We start from the raw sequence: 15,751 nt of genomic DNA, 5'->3' as shown, positions 1-15,751 counted from the left end.
TCGAACTGTATTTTCGTTCGAGTGAATGCCGACCGCGCGACGGCCATGTCACGTGCGTTTCCGCCCGGATCATGCATCAGATCGATCACCGGCGGACCGACGGAAAAACGCCCATCGGCTGTGGCGTGGAACGGGGCGGATCCGGGCAGAGTGTCGGGGACTCATGAGACTCGGCGGTGGGGGGACCGTATGGAGTCCGACGATCAGTACAGGGCTGCGGGACAGAGCGCGGGCCGGCCCGGGGCCGACGGGCCCGTGCCGCCGCCTCCTGCCCACGCGCCTTCCGTCGGGCCGCCGCCGCCCGGTGCGGCGCTGCGTGCGGTCGGGGCCGCGTTGCTCAATCTGACCGGACTCGGGCTGGGTTACGCCCTGTTGGGGCGCTGGGTGCGGGCTGCCTGGTGCTGGGCGGCCACGGCGGTGCTGCTGTGGGTGGCGTTGCCGGCCGATCCGGACGGGGTGCCCGCGGGTGTGCTCGTCGGGTATCTGCTGGTGCTGGTGCTCGCCGCCGCCGACGGGGCCCGGATCGCCCGGCGTTCGGCGCTGGGCGGGGCGTGGCGGCCCGTCCTGGCGGTCGGGCTCGGGGTGGTGCTGCTGGCCGTGCCGGCGGGCGGGGCGGTGGTGTACGGCTCCGCGCGGGACGAGGCGCGGGAGCAGATGCTGCTGGACCGGCTGGCGGCCGGGGACGAGCGGGTCGCGGTGGCCTCGCGGCAGCCGTTCGGTTCGGCCAGGGGTGAGTACGAGAAGGGGCTCGACGTCTATCGCGCGCTCGGCGACGACCATCCCGGCTCCCGGGCCGCCGAGCTGGTCCCGGACCGCCTGAAGAGGTATTACGACGCCGTCTCCGCCCCGTACGCGAAGAAGCGGCACTGCGAGGCCGTGGAGCCGTTGACCTATCTGCGCGGGCTGCCCGACTCGGTCGACGCGAAGCTCCTCGGGGCCCTGGCCGCCTGGCCGGACGAGCCCCTCGCCGAGTCGCTGTACGGCTGCGGCGTCTCGCGCCTGGGCGCGGCGGGCGGGGGCGGCACGGAGCTGGGCGAGTTGCTGCGTACGTTCCCCGATTCCGCGTCCGCGCGGCAGGTGGGGCCGGAGATCAGCCGGCGGATCAAGGCCCAGGTGAAGGCGGTGAAGGGGGCCGAGCCCTGTGCGGCCACCGGTGTGCTGCGCAGCCTCGGCGCCACCGCGTCCGGACTCCCCGCCGACAGCGTGAAGTCGCTGCGCGCCGATGCCGACGAGGGCGTCAAGGACGGTTCGTACGCCTGCGGGGTCGACCAGTTCAAGGACAGGAAGTTCGGCGAAGCGCGCACGACGCTGACCGATTTCGCCCGGACGTACAAGGGCGACGGGCGGGTGCGGCAGGCGCGGGACATCGCCATCGCCGCGGAGATAGCCGACGACCGGCCGGCCGCGGGCAAGCGGCTGCCGCCGTCGAAGCGGCCCGGCGGAGCCCGGATGGAGCTGGTCATCAGCAATGACGCGCCGAACGCGGTCGAGGTGCTCTACACCGGCCCGGTCACCGGCACCGTCACGCTGAAGGCCTGCGCCGGCTGCAAGCGGTACAGCGCCTCCGAAGGAGCGCGGCAGGCCTGCAGGGCAGGCGGCAGGAACTACCCGAAGGCACGGCTTCAACTGCCCGCCGGGGAGTACCACTTCCTCTACAAGCACGGCACGGGCGTGACCGCCCGGGTGGACAGCTACTCCTCCGGCACGAAGGTCCAGCCCGGCTACACCTACACCAGCTGCACGTACGTCATCGAGCGGAGCCCGTTCGACCTGGACCTGCCGCTGCTCCCGGACCCGATCCAGCCGGTGCTCAGCCCTTGGGGCGCGGGTTCTTCTCGATGACCCGGCCGTCCAGCTCGGCGGTGAGGAAGGCGCCGCCGTGCGAGTCGGAGACGTACACGCGCAGCACCGGGCGGTCCTCGTGGAAGGGCGAGGCGGGGTCCACGATCACGTAACGGCTCTCCGGCTCGTCGACGTTGAGCGTCTTCTCCGCCGTCTTCAGCAGGGCGGGCAGCACGTCCCAGTCGACGGAGTTCAGGTCGATCGTCGCGGACCCGGACATCAGGGTGCCGCCCATGTCGTCGTTCTCCGCCCGGCCGTCGCGGTAGCTGAAGCGGTCGTACAGCGCGGCGTTGGACTTCAGCGGCGCCTCGGCGGAGGCGTGTTCGCCGTAGAGGGTGAAGTCGGTGACCTTCGTTCCGCCCATGAGCGGCTTCAGCGCCTTGATCGCGGCCCGCGCTCCGTCCGGGGTCAGCAGGTTCTCGGGCTTCGGTACGTCCTTCTCGTCGGACGGGTCGGAGGCGCCCGAACCGTCGGAGCCACCGGAAGCGTCGGCGGCCGGGTCCGGAGCCGGGGTTGATGCCTGGGGTGCGCTGGCGCTGTCGCGCGGGCGGTCGTCGCTGTCGGAGCCCTTGGAGAACGGGTCGACCATCCAGAGGATGACGCCCGCGATGACCACGGCCGAGACGACGGACGAGGCGGCGCTGATCATCCGGACCCGGCGCAGAACCCGGCGCTCGCGCTCCTCCGGGGCACCGGCGGCGCCCGGGGTGGCGGCCGGTCCGGTGACGACCTGTTGGTGGCCGTGGCCGTAGCCGTAGCCCGTCGGTACACGGTCCTCCGGCGCGGCGGGCGGAGACACGGAGGCCGTCTGCGTGGGCGTGGTGTGCACGGACGCGGGCTGCGCGGGCGCGGGCCGTTCCCGTACGGGCTCCGTGGGCGTCGGGGCCGTGCTCCCGCCGGTCCGCGCGGCCTCGGCCAGCATGCGGTCGAGGGCCTCGGCGTCCGGGCGGGCCGGGATGTTCCGGGTGAGGAGTGCGCTCAGCACCGGGGTGAGGGCCCCGGCCCGTACCGGCGGCGGGATCTCCTCGTCGAGCACGGCGGCCAGCGTGGCCAGGGTGGTGGCCCGGCGCAGCGGGTGGCGGCCCTCGACGGCGACGTACAGCATCATGCCGAGCGACCACAGGTCGGAGGACGGGTCGCCCTCGGTGCCCCGGATGCGCTCGGGGGCTATGTAGTCGGGCGAGCCGATGAGGGCGCCGGTGGCGGTGAGGCTCGTCGACTCCCGGATCGCGGCGATGCCGAAGTCGGTGAGGACGGGGCGGCCGTCGGTGCGCAGGAGCACGTTGGCGGGCTTGACGTCACGGTGCTGGATACCGACCGCGTGGGCGGCGCGGAGGGCGGAGAGGATGCCGCGCCCCAGTTCGGCGGCCTCGGCGGGCGCCATGGGCCCGGCAGCGAGCCGTTCGTGCAGCGAGGAGCCGGCCACCAGCTCCATCACGATCCACGGGTAGCCCTCCTCGCCGGGGTCGACGATGTGGTGGACGGTGACCACGTTGGGATGGTCGACCCGGGCCAGAGCGCGGGCCTCACGCAGCACCCGGGCACGCAGCGTGCGGGCGCCTTCGGGGTCGTAGTCCGCGAGCGCCGGGTCCGGGGGCCGGACTTCCTTGAGCGCGACATCACGGTGGAGCGCCTCGTCCCGGGCCCGCCAGACCATGCCCATACCACCACTGCCGAGCCGCTCCACCAGCGTGAAGCGGCCGTCGATCACCCGTCTCGCAGGGGCCTCTTCGCTCATGGGCCGTAGCGTACGGGGGGCGTACGACAGCGGGTTGCGGGGGCGGGGGGTCGGGAGCGGGCCGGGTCGGCGGCCGTACGGCAGTGGACGGAAGCGGTGCGGCAGGCGGGTATGTCGGTACGGCGCGGTACGGGCTCAGCCGGCCGACTGCCGTACGACGTGGGCCAGGTGTTGGCTGATCGCTGTTCGTCCCCAGTCGGCCGCTCCGCCGGTGCCCTCGCGTCCCTCGCCCCGGGCGCAGTTCCACAGCCAACGCTCACCCGCGCCTGCGGACGGCCCCCGGTAGTCCTCCTGATCCGTGATCCACCGGGCCGCCGCACGGATCGTCTCCGCACGAGCGTCCCCACGGGTGGGAACCTTGGCGAGCAGATACGCGCGCCCGGTCGTGTAGCGGAGCAGCCCCCACGGCGGGCCTCCCCCGCCCCGGTGCTCCTGCCCCACGGAGCGGGCGGCGAGCGGGCCGTAGTCCCCGTAGCGAAGCAGCTCCCGGTAGCCGGGCCTGTTCTCCAGGATCTCGTGCCACAGGGCGAGTTCGTGACGCGGCAGCTCATCGGTTCCCGCCACCTCGATCCCGCTGACGTCCTCGGGGAATCCACCCGCGATCACCGCGACGCGGTTCCAGGCCGTCAGCGGGAGCAGGGCGTCCAGGGCCCGTAAGGCTTCCTTCCCCGCGTCCGGCCGGGTTTCCGGCACCGCGTCCAGGTCGAGGAGAAGGTCTCGGCGGACCCCGTGGTCGAGGGAGTCGAGCAGGCGTCGGGTGTCGTCGGTGCACCCTTCGTTCCAGCCGCCCGGGAGCGCGACGCGTATGCCGATCTCACCGAAACCGGCCACCGCCGACCGGATGGCCGACCGTTGCTGTCCCGGGGGACGTTCCGGCCCGGTCACCGGCCGCAGCGACGACTCGGCCCACACTTCGGGAAGCAGAGTGGCCGGAAACCCCGCCGTCCGGTCGGCGTAGGGGGCGTCCAGCCAGGCCGGACTGTGGCGCTGTGCATGGGCGGCCCGGTGAGCTGCTTTGCGCAGCTGCGCGGTGTCGCCGGTCGTGCACGGCGGCAACGTCCACAAGGGGGCCACCTTGCGCCGGACGTCCGGCGTGAGATCGCCGTACGCGCGCGTCGCGGACGAACGGGTCGGAAGCCTCGGCACGTACAACGGCAGCGGTGCGGACATGGCGGCCCCCTCGATGCTTCACGCGCCCGTCGTCCGCATCCAGCGTGCGGCGGCCCGGCAGGGGCGGGAAAGGGGGCGTTCTCGGCCAATCGGCGCGAAATGAGCCCGGGCGGGGTCTGCGCTGCCCTCTGAGACGAGCAGCGCAGAGAGAGTCGGCGACTGCCGTCAGGCCGAGGCGCGTTTGCGAGTGGCGGCCGTCTTCTTGGCCGTGGTGCCGCCGCTCGACGACGTCTGCTTCTTCGCCGCGGTCTTCTTTCCGGTCGCCCGGCTTCCGCCGCTGCCGCTGCTCCCGGAACTCGCACCGCTTCCCGACGACTTCTTCGCCGTCGACGTGGACTTCTTCGCGCCGGTGGACTTGGGGGCGGACTTCTTCGTCGTGGAGCTTCCGGAGCGGGTGACCGTCTTGCCGGTCGGGGTGCGGTGCGTGGTCTTCTTCGTGGTGCCCCCGGACGACCTCGCCGTTGTCTTCCCGGCGGACCCTCCGGAGGTCTTTCCCGTGGACTTTCCGGCGGACTTCCCGGCGGACTTCTTGATGGGGTGGACGTCGGCCATCTCGCCGTCGCCCTCGTCCGCGTCCTGCTCATCGGCGCCCTGCTCGCCCCGGGACTTCCTGGCCGCCTGCACGCTGTTCTCCAGGGCCGCGATCAGGTCGATGACCTTGCCGCCGCCGGCGTCCTCGGTCTCGGCCGGGCGTACGTTCTCGCCGGAGGCCTTCGCGGCGATGAGTTCCTCCACCGCCTCCCGGTAGTCGTCGTGGAGGCTGTCCATGTCGACCTCGCCGAGCGTGTCCATCAGGGCGTCCGCCAGGTCGAGTTCGGCGTCGCGGACCGTGACGTCGCCGTCCGGGGCGACGCCCTCGGGGGCGCGGATCTCGTCCGGCCACAGGAGGCCGTGCATGGCGATCACGTCGTCGACGACGCGGAGCATGCCGAGCCGTTCGCGGCCGCGCAGCGCGTACTTGGCGACGGCGACCTTGTTGCTGCGCTTGAGTGCCTCGCGGAGCAGGGTGTACGGCTTGGCGGCCGGGACGCCGTTGGCGGAGAGGTAGTACGCCGCGTCCATCTGGAGCGGGTCGATCTGGTCGGCGGGTACGAAGGCGACGATCTCGATGGTCTTCGCCGTGGGCAGCGGGAGCTGGGCGAGGTCCTCGTCGGTGATCGGGATCATCGTGCCGTCGGCGTCCTCGTAGGCCTTGCCGATGTCGCCGGTCCCGACCTCTTTCTCGTCCAGTTCACAGACCTTGCGGTACCGGATCCGGCCACCGTCGGCGAGGTGGATCTGCCGGAAGTGGATCGAGTGGTTCTCGGTGGCGTTGACCAGCTTGATCGGGATGCTGACCAGCCCGAAGGAGATCGCGCCGTTCCATATGGACCTCACCGTTCACCCCTTGTCGACCGTCAAGGACTCTCTGACAGACAGAGAGGTTTTAGACCGATTTCGTGTGACTCTTATCGTATGACGCCGATCACCGAGGTGGAGGGGCGACGGGTCTCGCTCAGTAATCTCGACAAGGTTCTGTATCCGGCCACCGGGACGACCAAGGGCGAGGTGCTGCACTACTACGCGGCCACGGTGAGCGGCGTGATCCTGCCCCATCTGCGCGACCGTCCGGTGTCCTTCCTGCGGTATCCGGACGGGCCGGGCGGCCAGCTCTTCTTCACCAAGAATCCGCCGCCCGGTACGCCCGCCTGGGTGGCCACCGCCGCCGTTCCCCGGAGCGAGGACCAAAGCGCCCGGCAGGTGGTCGTGCGGGATCTGGCCTCGCTGATGTGGGCGGCCAATCTGGTGGTGGAGTTCCACACCCCGCAGTGGCGCACCGACGCGCCGGAGATCGCCGATCGGATGGTCTTCGACCTGGACCCCGGCTCCCCCGCGACCGTCGTGGAGTGCTGCACGGTGGCGCTCTGGCTGCGGGAGCGGCTCTCGCGGCCGACGGGCTGGCGGCGTACGGGAAGACGTCCGGGTCCAAGGGGCTGCATCTGCTGGTCCCGCTGGAGCCCACCCCCTCCGGCGAGGTGTCCGCGTACGCGAGGCGGCTCGCGGTGGAGGCGGAGGCGGCCCTGCCGGGGCTGGCGCTGCACCGGATGAAGCGCGCCCTGCGGCCGGGCAAGGTCTTCGTCGACTTCAGCCAGAACGCCGCCTCGAAGACGACTGCCACGCCCTACACTCTCCGGGCCCGGCCCGAGCCCACCGTCTCGGCCCCGGTCACCTGGGACGAGATCGCGGGGTGCCGGGAGGCCGGGGCTCTGGTGTTCCGCGCCGGGGACATGGCCGCGCGGCTGGACCGGCACGGCGATCCGCTCGCCCCGCTGAACGATCCGGAGCAGGCGCGTCCGCTCCCCCGCACCACCGAATCATCTTGACCGGGTCATGACCTCGTTACGGCCCGAGGAAAGGCCACAAGTGGCGGGTGGATTGTCGGAGCCGTGGTGCACACTCTGCGCAGGCGCTTTCTACGGGGCGCGCCGGGAGGGGTGTGACGGACAGGGCGCGCCACCGTGCGCGCCGGTCCGGGCGCTGTCGTGGTCGTGGGGAGGGGATGGCGTGTTCTCGGGGATCGATGAGGTCGACTGGGCTTCGATGGAGCATGCCTACGGGCCTGCCGACGATGTGCCGGAGCTGCTGCGGGGGCTCGCCTCCGACGATCCGGCGGAGCGGGAGGCGGCGCTCGACGGCATGTACGGGGCGGTGCACCACCAGGGCGATGTGTACGCGTGCACGCTCGCGTGCATCCCGTTCCTGTTCGAGCTGGTCGTGGATCCGGGCGTGCAGGACCGGGGCAGTGTGGTCGAACTGCTCACCAGCATCGGCGGCTTCGACCTCGACGAGGACGACGAGGCGGAGATCGACGAGGACGAGATCGAGGGCGCCGCGAACTACGCGATGGCGGCCGCGGCGGTCACCGCGGGCGCGGGGGTGTTCTTCGAGCTGATCGCCGACGAGGACCGCGGCGTACGGCTCGCGGCCCCGCTGGCGCTCGCCACGCTGCACCGGCACCCCGTGCGGGTGCTCGCGCTGCTGCGGGAGCGGCTGCCGGTGGAGCCCGACGAGGAGGTGCGGCTCGCCCTGGTGGAGGCGGCCGGCCGGGTCGCGCTGCGGCACCGGCCGCTGGCGGGGCGGGCCGCGGAGTGGCTGGGCCGGCTGGCGTCCCGGGCGCACTCGCCGGGGCTGCGGCTCGCGGCCCTGGCGCAGTTGGCACGGTGTTCGCCCGACGGGCTGCCCGGCGATGTGGTGCCGGTGGTCTCGGGGCTGCTGCGCGAGATGCGTTCGGCGCCGGAGGAGCCCACCGCCCCGGGAGGGCCCGCCGCGCCCGAAAAGGACGCCGCGCAGGCGGGGGACGAGCCGGACGCCGGCCCGGACCCGACGCCGGACCCGCAACCGGACGCGGAGCCCGCGGACCCCGAGCCGGTGGCCCCGGCGGAGACCGGGCGGGGCGAGCACGTCGTGACGCCGACGCTCGTGGGGCAGCTGCGGTCGCTCTCCGCCCAGGAGAACGCCGGACACGGCACCCCCTGGGCCGCCGATCTGCTGCGCACCCTGCACGTCGGCCTCGACGACCGGGTGGGCGACCGCACCGCGCTGCTCGCCGACCAGTTGCGCAGCCCCGACCGCCGCCAGCGGATCGACGCCGTACGGATGAGCGGCGGGCTCATACGGGCCTGGCGCGGCCCGTACGAGGAGCTGGTGGCGCTGGTGGGCGATCAGCTCGCCGATCCCGATCCCCGCCTGTCCGAGGCCGCGTCCCATGTCCTGGAGGAGCTGTTCGGCCTCGCCGCGCCCGCCGCCGACGCCCTGGCCGCCCGGCTGGCCGCCGACCCCGGGAGCTGGGTGAAGACCTGGGCCAGCGGTCCGCCCGGGCTCGGCTCCACCGTCAAGGCCCTGGCCCGCCTCGGCGACGCCCGCGCGGTGCCCGCGCTCGCGGCGGCGCTGGAGCTGGAGCAGGTGGCGCACGACGTGGGGTTCGCGGTGGGCCATCTGGGCGCGGCGGCCCGGCCGCTCGCCGGGACGCTGCGGCGCAGGCTCGCGGAGGTCGAGCTGGACGAGGGCGCCTACGACCGGGCGAGCCCGCTGCTGGCCGGGCTGACCGGGCTGCGGGCGGGCGAGGCGGCCCCCGAGGTGCTGCGGGTGCTGCGCGGGGCGCCGGAGTACCGGGGCGAGTGGCTGCGTACGGCGGCGCTGCGGGCGCTGGGTTCGTTCGGGCCCGCGGCGCACGAGGCGGTGCCGGAGCTGCGGGCGCTGATCCGCCGCCCGGGGACGGCCTCCGCGACGGAGGCGGCCGAGGCGCTGTTCGCGATCTCCGGGGACGCCGATGCGGTGCTGCCGGTGCTGGTCGAGGGCCTCCAGTCAGACCAGGTGCACGACCGGCGGGCGGCGGCGACGGCGCTGGGGGCGCTCGGGCCGCGCGCCGCGGTGGTCGCGCCCCGGCTGCGCGGGCTGCTGGCGCACGAGGAGCTGTGGCTGCGGGTGGACGCGGCGGTCGCGCTGTGGGAGGTGACCGGCCGGCCGCAGGAGACCACCGAGGCGCTGCTCGCCGGCTGGGAGCGGAGCCGTCATGTCCGGGTCCGGGTGGCAGAATGCGTGGCACGGATGGGGCCGGTCCCGGAAGGGTCGGCAGCGGCACACGTCCTGCGGAGCGAACTCGCCTCCGTACGCCGTCACAACGCGATGGACGGCGGGTACGGCAGTCATGACATCCACGAGGACGAGAAGCTCCTGGAGCTGTGCCGACGGGCGCTCCGGGGGACGGGGAAAGGGACCACGACATGATCATTTTCGGTACCAAGGGCTATCTCTACCAGCTGGCCGTCCTGACGATGGTCTGCGGCTGGTGCGGCAATCCGGCGGCGCACACCCTGCGCAAGCGGGTCACGAAGTTCACGCTGTTCTTCGTGCCGCTGTTCCCGTTCTCGACGAAGTACGCCACGCAGTGCACGTTCTGCGGCGGGGAGCGGCAGATACCCAAGGAGGAGGCGGACCGGCTGCTCGCCCAGGCCGCGGCCGGGCAGGACGGCAACGCCTACGGCCAGGCCCCGCAGCAGCCCGGCGTCACACCGCCCGGACAGAACCCGTACCAGCGCTGACCCGGACCTGAGCCCGCCCTTCCCAGCGCTGACCCTGCGGCGACCGTAGGGCCACGCACCGTCACGCAACGGTGCGAACCGGGCATTGCACACGGCCGTCCGATTAGGGTGTGAAGCCTCTGTCGTCGAGGAGGAGGCGAGCCGTGCGCCCGCACCGCGTCCCGGCGGCGACCCGTACCGCCGTGTTCGCCGTCGCCGCGCTCGCCCTGCTGTCCGGCTGCGGCGGGGCGGGCGGGCTGAAGAGCGCCGGGGACGCGCCGTCGGCCGTCGAGCCCAAGCACCTCTGGCCGGATCTGCCGCCCGCCTCCTCCGCCCCGTACGACTACGGCGAGGGCGAGACCGCGCGCATCCCGGGCATCCGGGTGACCGACGGCGATGTGCGCCGGCTGGACCCGGTGACCGTGGCGCAGGCGGGCCTGAAGGCCAAAACGAACCGGGACAGCGGGCTGGACGAGCTGCCGGACGCGACCGTCCGGCAGATCAAGGCGTGCCGGACCGCCCCGGACGACTGCCCGGTGCTCGCGCCGTACTACCGCGACCTGACCGGCGACGGCAGGGACGAACTGGTGCTCGGCATCCGTATGCCCGATCGACAGCTCGCCGTGCGCGTGTACATGCCGGACAAGGGCGGGCTGACCCGGATCATGTCCACCTACGACGCCGTCATCAGCGTCGAGCTGGCGGGCCGGGACGTGATCATGCGGGCTCCGTCGGTGATCCCGGGGTACGAGTACCGCACCGCGTGGTCCTGGGACGACCGGCAGCGCGCGATGCTGCCCACCCGGGACGAGATCCTCCGGACGCCCGAGCACCGGAAGGCCCCGAAGCGGAAGCAGACACCGTCGGGCACTCCGACACCGACACCGACGCCGTCCCCCGGCTCCGCCACCCGTACGCCTGCGGAGACGTCATGAGGCGTCGGCGCCGGTTCCGCTCGCCCTCCTGGACCGCGAGCCTCACCTGGAAGTCCGCGGTCTTCCTGACCGCCATGTGCTGCACCCTGGCTGCCCTCCTCGGCGTCCTGGTGCACACCGCGGTCACCCGGCAGACCGTCGACCACGCCCGCGAGAAGGCGCTGGCCCGGCTGGAGGTGGTCACCGACGCGTACGAGGCCGGGGAGCCGCTGCCCCGGGGGTCCGGCATCGACCCGCCGGGCCTGCCCGCGTCGCTGCGGGCCCTGGCGGCGGGCGGCGAGCGCGGCACCGTGGTCGCGGACGGACCGCACCGGCCGGGCGACCCGGACGGGCAGGGCGGCCCCGCCATGTGGGCGGCGGGCCCGGCGGACGGGCGGGCGCTGGCCACCTGGACGGACTACAGCCACAGCGCCCGCACCATCGGCGGCCTCGACCGGGCGATCATCGGCTCCTCGCTGCTGGCCATCGCCGCCACCCTGCTCGTCGGGCTGTTCGCCGTCGGCCGGGTGACCCGCAGGCTCCACCAGAGCGCCCGGGTGGCCCGCCGGATCAGCGCGGGCGACCTCGACGCCCGGGTGAACGACCCGCGCACCGCGCGTCCGGTCCGCGCCCAGGACGAGGTGGCGATCGTGGCGGGCGCGCTCGACACGATGGCCTCGACCCTCCAGCGCAAGCTCCAGACCGAGCAGCGGTTCACCGCCGACGTGGCGCACGAGCTGCGCACCCCGCTGACCGGTCTGTCGGCAGCCGCCGAACTGCTGCCGCCGGGCCGCCCGGCCGAGCTGGTGCGCGACCGGGTGAAGGCCATGCGGGCGCTGACGGAGGACCTGCTGGAGATCTCCCGGCTGGACGCCCGTACCGAGCAGGTCGACCTGGCCGTGCACGATCTCGCGCCGGTGGTGGAGCGGGTCGTCCGGGCCTCGGGCACCGACACCGAGGTACGGGTGAGCGGCGCGGCCCGGGTGGAGACCGACCGGCGGCGCCTGGAGCGGGTGATCGGCAACCTGGTCGCCAACGCCCACCGGCACGGAGGCCCTCCGGTGGTGGTGAGCGTGGACGGCGCGGTGGTCTCCGTACGCGATCACGGCCCGGGGTTCCCGGCGTATCTGCTGGACGGCGGGCCGCAGCGGTTCCGCACGGACGGCGCGGGCAAGGGCCACGGTCTCGGGCTGACCATCGCCCTCGGCCAGGCCCAGGTCATCGGCGCCCGGCTGGACTTCGCCGATCCGCCGGACGGCGGGGCGCTCGCCCGGTTGACCCTGCCGGAGTACGTGCGGCTCGACGACGGGGATTCCGGCGGAAATCCGGGCCAGGACGGGGGCCCGGAGGGCACCGACACCCCGGACGGCTCAACGGAGGACCGCCCTCACGCATCGTGACGCGTTGCGGACCGTAAGTGGCGAACTTAGCGTGACGAGCACGAGCCCAGCTCGTGTCCCCCACGGTCCCTTCCTCATCGTATGGAGGCAGCATGTCCCCCCTGTCCCGCCCCTCGCGGCTCCGCCGGCTCGGTCTCTGCGTCGCCACCGGCACGCTCGCGGCGCTCACCGCCGCCGCTCCCGCCGCCATGGCGGCCGACCCCCAGCCGGTCGGACAGCGCGCGGAGGCCACCGCGCCGGACCCGACGTCCGACGAGCTCTCCGCCTCGGCCCTCCAGCGCGAGCACGAGGCGCAGCAGAAGGAGGCCCGCCAGGAGGCGCAGCAGCAGGGCCAGGCCAAGCCCCAGGCGCCCAAGCGGACCTACAAGGGACGGGTCATCGCCAAGCCGTACCTGCTGCTCCGTGACAAGCCGACCCGCAGCAGCCGCATCGTCGGCTCGGTGAAGTACGGCTCGGTCGTCAACATCTTCTGCAAGACGCAGGGCGACAACGTCGACGGCAACAACCGCTGGTACCTGCTGACCGACGGCACCTGGGCCTGGGGTTCGGCGCGCTACATCGAGAACATCGGCTCCGCGCCGAAGTGGTGCTGACCTCTCGTCACCCGCACACCCGCGTGTCCGTCCGCCCGTGGAGTCCGGCCCCTCGCCGCGCGCTCCACGGGCGGACCCGCGCTCAGGGGGCGCCGGCCCGGGCGGGGCTGACATGAGCAAAGGTGTGACATAAGGGAAATACCTCGCACCTCTTGCTACGTTGCGGAGCATGACCGCAACGACGGCGGACGCTCCCCCGCCCGAGCTACGCCTGCCCAAGCGGCGCGGGGTGGAGCTCACCCTCCTCGTCGGGGGCGTCCTGATCTCCGTCCTCGGCTATGCGGTGGTCGGCCTCGCCCACGACGGCGCCGTGCCCCCCGATGTCGCCGGGTACGGCGCCGGGCTCGGCGCGCTCGCGCTGCTCGCCCATGTCGCGGTCCGTTTCCGGGCCCCGTACGCCGATCCGCTGCTGCTGCCGATCGCGGTCCTGCTCAACGGTCTCGGCCTGGTGCTGATCTACCGGCTCGATCTGGAGACCCCGAGGGACCAGGCCGCGCCCACCCAGCTCGTCTGGTCCACGCTCGGCGTCGCGCTGTTCACCGTCGTGGTGGTGCTGCTGCGCGACTACCGGGTGCTCCAGCGGTACGCGTATCTCTCGGTGGCCTCCGCGCTCGCGCTGCTGATCGTGCCGATCTTCTTCCCGGCCGTGAACGGGGCGAAGATCTGGATCCGGATCGGCGGACTCTCCTTCCAGCCGGGCGAGTTCGCCAAGATCCTGCTCGCGGTGTTCTTCGCCGCCTATCTGGCGGCCAACCACAACGCGCTGGCCCACACCGGCCGCAGGGTGTGGAAGCTGCAACTGCCCGCCGGGCGGGTGCTCGGGCCGATCGTGGCGATCTGGCTGCTGAGCGTCGGTGTGCTGGTGCTGGAGCGCGATCTCGGCACCTCGCTGCTGTTCTTCGGACTCTTCGTCATCATGCTGTACGTGGCGACGGGCCGGACCGGCTGGATCGCGGTCGGTCTGCTGCTGGCCGCCGTCGGGGCGTTCGCCGTGGGCTCCTTCGAACCGCATGTCCACGGCCGGGTGGAGGACTGGCTGGACCCGTTCGCCTCGATCGACGCGGGCCGGGGGCCCGGCCAGCTCGCCCAGTCGCTGTTCGCCTTCGCGGCGGGCGGAATGCTCGGGACCGGGCTCGGCTCCGGCCACTCCATCCTGATCGGCTTCGCCGCCAAGTCCGACTTCATCCTGGCGACGGCCGGCGAGGAGCTGGGGCTGAGCGGGCTCACCGCGATCTTCCTGCTCTACGCACTGCTCGTGGCGCGCGGCTACCGGGCCGGGCTCGCCCTGCGCGACCCGTTCGGGCGGCTGCTCGCCATCGGTCTGGCGTCGATCCTGGCGCTCCAGGTGTTCGTCATCGCGGGCGGGGTGATGGGGCTGATCCCGCTGACCGGGATGGCGATGCCGTTCCTCGCGCAGGGCGGCTCGTCCGTCGTCACCAACTGGATCATCGTGGCGCTGCTGATCCGGGTCAGCGACGTCTCCCGCAGACCGCAGCCGGAGCAGGTGGAGACCGGGGTCATCGCGGCGGCCGTGGAATCCGGGGAGGACGACCGGTGATCCGCTACATCCGGCGGGCCGCCGCCTTCTGTCTGCTGCTGCTCGTGGCGCTGCTCGTCAACGCGGCCCGCGTCCAGCTCTTCGAGGCCGACGAGCTGGACGCCAACCCGGCGAACCGCCGGAACTCCATCGCCCGTTACGACCAGCCGCGCGGCAACATCCTGGTCGGCGACCGGCCCGTGACCGGCAACAAGGAGACCCGCGAGCAGCTCAGCTTCGAGCGCACCTATCTGCACGGCCCGCTGTACGCCCCGGTGACCGGTTACGCCTCGCAGACGTACGGCACCACGCTCATCGAGAACGCCGAGGACGCCGTCCTGTCCGGTACGGACTCGCTGCTGGCGCCGCTGCCCTTCTGGAACGAGTTCACCCGGGGCCGGCAGCCGGGCGGCGATGTCGTCACGACCATCAAGGCGTCGATGCAGCAGGCCGCGTACGAGGGACTGCGCGGGCGGCGGGGCGCGGTGGCGGCCCTGGATCCGTCGACGGGCGCGATCCTGGCGCTGGTCTCGACCCCGTCGTACGACCCCGAGCGGCTGTCCGGGACCGGTGCGGCGGTGACCGAGGCATGGACCCGGCTCAACGCGGCCAAGAGCCTGCCGATGCTCAACCGGGCCATCCGGCAGACCTATCCGCCGGGCTCCACCTTCAAGATCGTGACGGCGGCGGCCGCGCTGGACTCCCGGACGGTGACGGACGCCGACGCGGCCACCGACACCCCGTCGCCGTATGTCCTGCCCGGTACGAGGACGACCCTGCCGAACGAGTCGAGCGGCTGCGAGAACGCCTCCCTGGCGGATGCGATCCGGGTCTCCTGCAACACCGTGATGGCCCATCTGGGCGTGGAGGTCGGGCTGGACGGGATGGTGGACGCGGCGGAGCGGTTCGGCTTCAACGACGCCGGGCTGCGGATCCCGTCCGGGGTGGCGCGGAGCAACTTCGACACGGACATGAGCGAGGACCAGCTGGCCCTGTCCTCGATCGGCCAGTTCAACACGACGGCGACCCCGCTCCAGATGGCGATGGTCGCATCGGCGGTCGCCAACGGCGGGGATCTGCGCCGCCCGCATCTGGTGGACCGGGTGACGACGAACGACGGGGACACGGTCCGGCAGGAGGGCTCGCGCCCGTACGAGCGGGCGATGAACCCGTCGACGGCCGTACAGCTCCAGCGGATGATGGTCGACGTGGTGGAGAGCGGCACCGGGGCGAACGCGGCGATCGACGGGGTGAAGGTCGGCGGCAAGACCGGCACCGCCCAGCACGGCGTCGACAACTCCGGGCTGCCGTACGCCTGGTTCATCTCCTGGGCCCAGGCCCCCGACTCCGGCCGCCCGGCGGTCGCGGTGGCGGTGGTCGTGGAGGACGCCTCCGCCGACCGGGCCGACATCAGCGGCGGCGGCAGCGCGGCCCCGATCGCCCGGGCGGTGATGGAGGCGGCGCTGGAGGAGTGAGCGCCGCCGGTGCGTCGGGACA

General features: G+C 73.0%; 11 protein-coding genes and 1 pseudogene. 9 read left to right on the top strand and 3 right to left on the bottom strand.

Features of this window, described 5'->3' with window-relative positions; all coding sequences use genetic code 11:
• Window positions 1–189 precede the first annotated feature (189 nt).
• Complete coding sequence (locus tag ACSMXR_RS26055; protein WP_473170039.1) at window positions 190–1,842, top strand: hypothetical protein; 1,653 nt, start codon at window positions 190–192, stop codon at window positions 1,840–1,842.
• Here ACSMXR_RS26055 and ACSMXR_RS26050 read toward each other — a convergent pair.
• The 3 genes from ACSMXR_RS26050 to ku form a co-directional block, all read right to left on the bottom strand.
• Window positions 1,811–3,580, bottom strand: a complete 1,770-nt coding sequence (locus tag ACSMXR_RS26050) for a serine/threonine-protein kinase (RefSeq protein ID WP_473170038.1) — start codon at window positions 3,578–3,580, stop codon at window positions 1,811–1,813. The genes ACSMXR_RS26055 and ACSMXR_RS26050 overlap by 32 nt on opposite strands.
• A gap of 135 nt (window positions 3,581–3,715) precedes the next feature.
• Window positions 3,716–4,750, bottom strand: a complete 1,035-nt coding sequence (locus tag ACSMXR_RS26045) for a beta family protein (protein WP_473170037.1) — start codon at window positions 4,748–4,750, stop codon at window positions 3,716–3,718.
• 165 nt (window positions 4,751–4,915) lie between these two features.
• Entirely contained in the window at window positions 4,916–6,127 is a 1,212-nt protein-coding gene (gene ku / locus ACSMXR_RS26040; RefSeq protein WP_473170036.1) for a non-homologous end joining protein Ku, read from the bottom strand.
• A gap of 78 nt (window positions 6,128–6,205) precedes the next feature.
• On the opposite strand from ku, the pseudogene ligD reads away from it, so the two are divergent.
• The 8 genes and pseudogenes from ligD (at window position 6,206) to ACSMXR_RS26000 (ending at window position 15,729) form a co-directional block, all read left to right on the top strand.
• Window positions 6,206–7,113, top strand: a pseudogene (gene ligD / locus ACSMXR_RS26035) (non-homologous end-joining DNA ligase).
• Between the two features lie 181 nt (window positions 7,114–7,294).
• Entirely contained in the window at window positions 7,295–9,517 is a 2,223-nt protein-coding gene (locus tag ACSMXR_RS26030) for a HEAT repeat domain-containing protein (protein WP_473170035.1), read from the top strand.
• Window positions 9,514–9,831, top strand: coding sequence for a zinc ribbon domain-containing protein (locus ACSMXR_RS26025; protein ID WP_098026030.1), 318 nt, complete (start codon window positions 9,514–9,516; stop codon window positions 9,829–9,831). The genes ACSMXR_RS26030 and ACSMXR_RS26025 overlap by 4 nt, the downstream gene beginning before the upstream one ends.
• A gap of 143 nt (window positions 9,832–9,974) precedes the next feature.
• Complete coding sequence (locus ACSMXR_RS26020) at window positions 9,975–10,745, top strand: hypothetical protein (RefSeq protein WP_473170034.1); 771 nt, start codon at window positions 9,975–9,977, stop codon at window positions 10,743–10,745.
• Entirely contained in the window at window positions 10,742–12,124 is a 1,383-nt protein-coding gene (locus tag ACSMXR_RS26015; RefSeq protein ID WP_137233485.1) for a sensor histidine kinase, read from the top strand. The genes ACSMXR_RS26020 and ACSMXR_RS26015 overlap by 4 nt, the downstream gene beginning before the upstream one ends.
• Before the next feature lie 92 nt (window positions 12,125–12,216).
• Window positions 12,217–12,717, top strand: coding sequence for an SH3 domain-containing protein (locus ACSMXR_RS26010; RefSeq protein ID WP_137233484.1), 501 nt, complete (start codon window positions 12,217–12,219; stop codon window positions 12,715–12,717).
• A gap of 169 nt (window positions 12,718–12,886) precedes the next feature.
• The gene (locus tag ACSMXR_RS26005) at window positions 12,887–14,275 is read left to right on the top strand and encodes an FtsW/RodA/SpoVE family cell cycle protein (RefSeq protein WP_137233483.1); all 1,389 of its coding nucleotides are present in this window, start codon (window positions 12,887–12,889) and stop codon (window positions 14,273–14,275) included.
• The gene (locus ACSMXR_RS26000; protein ID WP_381789593.1) at window positions 14,272–15,729 is read left to right on the top strand and encodes a peptidoglycan D,D-transpeptidase FtsI family protein; all 1,458 of its coding nucleotides are present in this window, start codon (window positions 14,272–14,274) and stop codon (window positions 15,727–15,729) included. Before ACSMXR_RS26005 ends, ACSMXR_RS26000 begins: the two co-directional genes overlap by 4 nt.
• Window positions 15,730–15,751 lie beyond the last annotated feature (22 nt).

The sequence above is a fragment of the Streptomyces sp. DSM 106670 genome, assembly GCF_055792845.1.
Note: the sequence above shows the minus strand (reverse complement) of the source record. Positions and strands in the feature narration are given on the sequence as shown.